We start from the raw sequence: 6317 nt of genomic DNA, 5'->3' as shown, positions 1-6317 counted from the left end.
CCGCACGGATGAAGAGGGGTATGACGCGGGGGAGGTGAGTGAATAATGAACCCGGCGGCGGCCAGCCGCGACGATATTTGACGGTCTTAAGACCTCTTCGGCGTGGCTGGAAATGCCCCCCCTCGTATGAAGCTATTGTGTCGGAGACGGGACGCGGCGAAGCAGAACAAATCCGGTTACGGCCGGAGAGAGTATTGTTACCTGGCGTACTGAGATCTGTCTTATCGCTCAGAACGGCGGGTAGTGCGTCAGTAATCTGAATATCGACCCATTAAGGAGAGCGCAATGGCGAAAGGGAGTGACTTGATTCGCGTTGACAGAACTACCTGCGGCGGATTTATCTGCCGGTTCACTATTCTGGGCGTACCGGTTGCGCGTGAAATAGACCGGGTAACGGGTGGTCAACATCCGTGCATATACACGATCGCTGGCTCTATTCCTGGAGACAGTCTTGATGGCCTGGGGTAGGCCGGAACGTTGCATAATAAAAGTTCCTGTCCTGGCCCGGTTCGGTTTATCGCCTCAATGATGAACGATACCTATGAGCTGTGATGCTGCTAAAGGTGTATCAGATCGTTCTTCCTTCCCGCGCTTTTAACAAAACGCGTTCACGTTGCTACAAGGCACAGCATAAAATTCTATGGATGACTTAACTCTGCGTTATTTTGACGCCGAAATGCGTTACCTGCGTGAAGCAGGTGAAGAATTCGCCCGCGCCCATCCTGACCGGGCAGCGGCCTTAAATCTCGACAAAGCGGGCGCGCGCGACCCGTATGTGGAACGCCTGTTTGAAGGCTTCGCCTTTCTGATGGGCCGCCTGCGGGAAAAACTCGACGACGATCTGCCGGAACTGACCGGCGGTCTGGTCAGCATGATCTGGCCACATTACCTGCGTACCATTCCTTCGCTCTCCATTGTCGAATTCACCGCGGACTGGCATGAACTGAAAGAACCTCTACGCATAGAAAAGGGCTTTGGCATACTTTCGCAGCCTATTGGCGAAAAGCGCACCCGTTGCCATTACACCACTACGCAACCGTTGACCCTGCTCCCCATGTCGCTTGTCCGGGCGGGGATGTCGACGGAAGCGGACGGGCGCTCGCTTATCCGCCTGCGCTTTGAGTGCAGCTCGCTGGCAGACTGGAGCCGCATCGATGTAAGCCGCGTCCCGCTGTATCTGAATGCCGATGCGCCGCTGGCCTGCGCTCTGCATGAGGCGCTGACGCTCCGGGTGGCGAAAACGTATGTTCGCCTCCCCGGCAATGCCGAACGCAGGACGCTGGACGCCCGTTTTGCCGTCTGCGGTTTCAGTCAGGATGAGGCGCTACTGCCGGAGAGCGGCAGCTTCAGCGGTTATCAGCTGCTGCTGGAGTATTTTTCCTTCCGGGAAAAATTTATGTCGGTGACGCTGCGCGGCCTGGAAAATGTGAATTTCCCTGAGGTTCTGGCGTGGTTTGAAATTGATATCGTGCTGGAGAAACAGTGGCCGCACGAATATGCGCTGTCGGAGAAAAATCTGCGCCTGCACTGCGCGCCGGTGATTAATCTGTTCCCTCTGGAGTCCGATCCGCTGCACCTGGACTCGTTGCAGACCGAATATCTGCTGCGCCCGATGCGTATCCAGGATGGTCATACCGAGATTTATTCCGTGGATTCGGTCACTTCCTCGCGCCATTCCGGCCATCAGACGTATGTGCCCTTTACCAGCTTCCGTCACAAAGGGGGCATGCTGCGCCATGATGCGCCGGAATATTACTATCATACGCGGGTGAAGCCCGGTCCTTCCGGGCTGCACGACACCTGGCTGATGCTCGGCGGCGAGGCGTTTGATAACCACAGCGTACCTGAGCATGAAAAGCTATCGCTCAGCCTGACCGGCACTAATGGTCAACTGCCGCGCCGGGCGCTACAGAGCGCGCTGCTGGATACGGTGGTGAAATCCACCGCCACGCCTATCCAGCTGCGCAATCTTTGCGCTCCGACGCTGCCGTGCTATCCGCCGGATCGCGACCGATTTCACTGGCGAGTACTGAGTCATCTCGGCAGCAGCTTCCTGTGGATGATGGATAACGCCGACGTGCTGCGCGGCGCGCTGGCCCTCTATGACTGGACCGATAACGAGATGAATCGCCGCCGCCTGGAGGCGATTGTTGATGTCAGGCACAGCGAGGTGGAACGTTTTGCGCAGGGCCATTTTCTGCGCGGCGTACAGATTGAGGTGACCCTCGACAGCAGCGGCTTCGCCGGGCACGGCGATATCTGCCTGTTTGGCGAAATGCTGAACCGCTTCTTCGCGCTCTATACCGATATTCATCTGTTCAACCATCTGATTCTGATACTACAACCTGGGGGAGAACGTCTCGAATGGCAGGAGAACCACAACCGCCGTATTCCCGGCTGAGTCCCCGGCTGGAGCGGGAAATCCATCGCATTAACTTCTACCGCTTCTGCCAGTTACTGGAAAAGCGTCACCCGGAAGCCTCCCCGTTGGGCGGTACTCTGAACCCGGCCAGCGATCCGGTACGTTTTCGCCCGCATCCGGGAATGGGCTTCCCGGTTAGCGAGCTAAAAGCGGTGGAATATGATGAGTATCATCCTGATGCGCCGCCGACGGTGCGTACGACGTTTATGGGGCTCTACGGCGTCGACTCACCCCTGCCCACCGCATGGCTCGATGATATCGCCCGAAAGCGGGAAGGGCACGAAGCGCAGGAGGCCTTTCTCGATATCTTTAACCACCGCATTCTGACGCAGTTCTATCGCATCTGGCGAAAATATTCGTACCCGGCGACGTTTGAAGCGGGCGGCAGGGACAGCACCTCGCAGAGTCTACTGGGACTTATCGGTCTGGGCATACCGGGTACCGCAAAGCATATCGCCACTCCGACGTCGCGTTTTCTGGCGCTGCTCGGCATCATGCGCCTGCCTGCGCGTACCGAAGAGGGCGTGCAGGCGCTGGTACGGCTGCTGGCTCCCCGCACGCAGGCCCGCGTCACGCCGCACTCTCCGCGCCCGTTTTCCATCAGCCATCCTCTGGGGTTTTACGACAATGACGATTTTCTGCTTGATGGCTATAACGTGCTGGGCGATGAAACGACAGAGATCAGCAGCCAGCTGTTGATTGCGCTGAACACGGATGATATTGCCGAGACGCAGGGATGGTTACCGGAAGGGCAGCTATATCAGGACTTTGTGGTCCTGCTGCGGGTCTATCTCGGGTGGCGCTATAAGGCGCGGATACAGCTGACCGTTCCTGCTCAGCTACTGGCTGCGCCGGTGCTGGGCGACTCCCCTTTTATGCTCGGCATGACGGGGGTACTGGGTGTGGAGGGGGAAACGATCCCGCCCGATATCCCCGCCGCTTTTACTATTGAGCCAGGCAACTATAACGGAATGCCGTCTGCAACTTTACAACAAGGAAACCAACGTGTTGCGTATCACTTCGATTAAGCGATCTACCTTACTACTTATACCGTTAATGCTGACGGGGTGTGGCCTGATGCAGAAAATTAGCGACGGCACCTCATCGGTAGTGAAATCGGTCTTTTATAAACCGGTAAAAACCCTGCATCTGGACGTGACTGGCCGGGCGGAGCTGAACACCGATGAGCGGGAAAATGCCTCATTCTCCCAGCCGGTGATGGTATGGGTGTACCAGCTCAGGGACCGTAAGGCGTTTGATCAATTGCTCTATCAGCAGCTGGCTTCGGAAGGTGATAATGCAGCCGGAAACGAACTGCTTGCCAGCCATAGCCTGGTGGTGAAACCCGGCGCAGACGCCAGCCTCGACATGCCGATGGATGAAAGAACGCAGTTTATCGCGGTGGTGGGGCTGTTTCGGGCGCCGGATATGGTGAGGAATGACTGGAAGCTGGTACTGAGACGCGACGACCTCGATCCGGACAAACCACGCGTTATTGAAGCCAGCCAACATCGTCTGACGCTGCAACCGAAGAAGGATGACTGATGATGGGGGGAACTTCTCTGTATGAAATGCTCTACGGCAATTTTGCCGGAGGGACTGCACTGGACCAGGTGAGCGAAGAAACCCAGGTGATTCTGTCGGTTCTGGATAATATGCAGCGCATTGTTAACTGTCGCGCCGGGACGCTGGCGCATCTTCCGGATTACGGCCTGCCGGATATGACTAAAATTCTGCAGGGTATGCCAGGGACGGCCCATGAACTGATGAGCATCTTGTCGACCGTGTTGCTTAAATATGAGCCCAGGCTAAAGAAAGTGAAGGTGGTTCTGCTGGCGCAGGCGATGGCGGGCAAGCTGCGCTATGGGCTTGATGCTGAGCTGAGGGGTATTGGCCTGGTACGTTATGGTACCGTATTTATGCCCGAGGGAAGGGTGCTTATTCGTCATCTGAAGCAGCAGCATTACCTGGAGGCCCGTTCCGCAATCCAGGCTTTGCAGGCTGGTATCATCAGTTCGTCCAACGCTGAAGCTTGATGAGAACCGGCGGTGGCCCGTGCCCGCCGGGGAATGATGCGCTTTAAAGATGAAAACGCGCCATCGACGCTCTTCTTGCGAGCTGGCGCGGTCCGCCGCGCCAGCTCCGCTTACAGAGACGTTTGGCTACCCCTAACCAGCGGGTCGTTTAATAACTACGTAACTCATTGGCTTCCCAGCTATAAACCTCATTACCAACTAACGAATCGCCAAGTTCCTGATAATCAAAATGATAAAACTCAGCGCTGGCGCCATAGCCGGAGTAGTCGACTGCCGCAAGGCCAACAAACGCTCCGGTAAAGAAACCGCCATAGCTCTGCAAGACATAGTCATCTGAAAGGATAGCGGCATCTAACCTGACCGGGATTTCAGTGAACGCGACGCCATCAAAGCTATATTCATAGCTATACGTTTCCTTCCTGACTTTGCTGCGCAACCAGACATATTCGACATGCTCTGGCACCTTAATGGCATTATCTTTCAGATAGGAAGTATATTTTCCGCGATTATTTTCCCCTATTTCAATGACCCTTCCATTAATTTCATTCCAGGTAACAAACACAAAGCTCCAGTGGCGATCGTTATAGTAATTCGTTAATCCTGCCATTTGCTGGTAGTTGAACGGATCAAATTTTACTTTTACCTGGGCATCAAAATAAAAGGCTTGCCAGCGTCGGGCAATCAGCGACAGATCGTGCGTATTGGCTAAAGAGCCCTGGCCGATTAAGGTGAGCTTTCCGTCTCCGGTAGTACCCATTTTCTCGCTAAAGGGCACCCGCAGCGTATTCCAGTTGGGATCGAGCGTCGGCGTGGTAAAGTCGTCGTGCTGGCTACGATCCTCTGCACTTTCGGTATAAATGGCGTCTTTCGGCCCCTCGACGAACGTTTTACCGCCGTGACCGCCCGCAATACGCGGCCAGCCATCTTCATCCCAGTACACTTTTTGGATCGACGTTTCTCTGCCGAGGGTTGACCAGCCGCGAGGATCGTAGACCGACTCGCCAGGGCGATTCCACGGACGAGCGCAGAGCGAGGCATAGTACCATTCGCCTCCTGGGGTAGAAACTAAGGCGCCATGCCCTTGCTTTTGGATATAGCTGTCTGGCGTATCAACATTCGTTAAGAAGACGTCTCCCGGTTCGGTGGTAAAACTGTTGGCTTCCAGCGTTTTTGAGCGGGCAACCACTTCCTGGTGGGTGAATACGGTTCCTCCTTGAGCGGCAAAAAGATAATAATATCCGTTGAGCTTATAGAGATGTGGCCCTTCAACGAGGCCAACGGCAGTCCCATGATAAATGGTACGCGCGGTTCCTGGCATTAATTTCAGGGTTTTGGTATCCAGTTCGGTTAACGTAATGCCGTCAAAAGGGTGGTGATATTCGCGATGATCCCAGGTTTGCTGCACGATATATTTTCGGCCATCATCATCGTGGAAAAGAGAGGCATCAAAACCCACGCCGTTAAGCTTGACAGGATCGCTCCAGGGGCCGCGAATATCGGTCGCGGTGGTCAGATAGTTAGTCATGTCTTTAAAGGCGCCTTCGGTGACTTTGACATCGGTATAGACTAACCAGAATTGACCGTCGGCCCAGGAGAGCGCCGGCGCCCAGATGCCGCCGGATGAGGGGTTGCCTTTCATATCCAGCAGGGTGGTCGTTGACAAAGGCGCAGGGAGAAGATTCCAGTGCTCAAGGTCTTTTGACTCATGTAAACGAACGCCAGGAAACCACTCAAATGTAGAGTTGGCGATATAGTAAGTGTCCTCGACACGGATAATACTGGGGTCGGCATTAAACCCACGTAAAATAGGGTTTTGAATAAGAGACATATCATTACACCTTTTTTATTTAAAAGTTCCA

6 protein-coding genes are annotated in these 6317 nt (G+C 54.9%); 5 read left to right on the top strand and 1 reads right to left on the bottom strand.

The annotated features are described in order from the left end of the window. Positions 1 to 285: 285 nt before the first annotated feature. The 5 genes from ABLV75_RS14710 (at position 286) to tssE (ending at position 4458) form a co-directional block, all read left to right on the top strand. A complete protein-coding gene (locus ABLV75_RS14710) occupies positions 286 to 468 on the top strand; it encodes a hypothetical protein (protein ID WP_032744880.1) in 183 nt (60 codons plus the stop codon). Between the two features lie 172 nt (positions 469 to 640). Continuing rightward, positions 641 to 2401, top strand: a complete 1761-nt coding sequence (gene tssF, locus ABLV75_RS14705; protein ID WP_348855008.1) for a type VI secretion system baseplate subunit TssF — start codon at positions 641 to 643, stop codon at positions 2399 to 2401. After that, entirely contained in the window at positions 2365 to 3450 is a 1086-nt protein-coding gene (tssG, locus tag ABLV75_RS14700; protein ID WP_004101510.1) for a type VI secretion system baseplate subunit TssG, read from the top strand. Before tssF ends, tssG begins: the two co-directional genes overlap by 37 nt. Then, entirely contained in the window at positions 3428 to 3967 is a 540-nt protein-coding gene (tssJ, locus tag ABLV75_RS14695; protein ID WP_004101511.1) for a type VI secretion system lipoprotein TssJ, read from the top strand. Before tssG ends, tssJ begins: the two co-directional genes overlap by 23 nt. Continuing rightward, on the top strand, positions 3967 to 4458 hold the full coding sequence (gene tssE / locus ABLV75_RS14690; protein WP_004101512.1) for a type VI secretion system baseplate subunit TssE: 492 nt from the start codon (positions 3967 to 3969) through the stop codon (positions 4456 to 4458). Before tssJ ends, tssE begins: the two co-directional genes overlap by 1 nt. 148 nt (positions 4459 to 4606) lie before the next feature. Here tssE and ABLV75_RS14685 read toward each other — a convergent pair whose 3' ends face one another. Continuing rightward, complete coding sequence (locus ABLV75_RS14685) at positions 4607 to 6286, bottom strand: glycoside hydrolase family 43 protein (protein ID WP_004101515.1); 1680 nt, start codon at positions 6284 to 6286, stop codon at positions 4607 to 4609. Between the last annotated feature and the right edge of the window lie 31 nt (positions 6287 to 6317).

This window comes from Klebsiella sp. CN_Kp066, from assembly GCF_040065135.1.
GTDB lineage: Bacteria > Pseudomonadota > Gammaproteobacteria > Enterobacterales > Enterobacteriaceae > Klebsiella > Klebsiella oxytoca.
The sequence above is the reverse complement of the archived record's forward strand: the minus strand, read 5'-3'. Positions and strand labels throughout refer to the sequence as shown.

Excerpts from the sequence above, each read along its gene's own strand:
- ABLV75_RS14710 (WP_032744880.1), top strand. The coding sequence starts at position 286 with ATGGCGAAAGGGAGTGACTTGATTCGCGTTGACAGAACTACCTGCGGC.
- tssF (WP_348855008.1), top strand. The coding sequence starts at position 641 with ATGGATGACTTAACTCTGCGTTATTTTGACGCCGAAATGCGTTACCTG.
- tssG (WP_004101510.1), top strand. The coding sequence starts at position 2,365 with ATGGCAGGAGAACCACAACCGCCGTATTCCCGGCTGAGTCCCCGGCTG.
- tssE (WP_004101512.1), top strand. The coding sequence starts at position 3,967 with ATGATGGGGGGAACTTCTCTGTATGAAATGCTCTACGGCAATTTTGCC.
- ABLV75_RS14685 (WP_004101515.1), bottom strand. The coding sequence starts at position 6,286 with ATGTCTCTTATTCAAAACCCTATTTTACGTGGGTTTAATGCCGACCCC.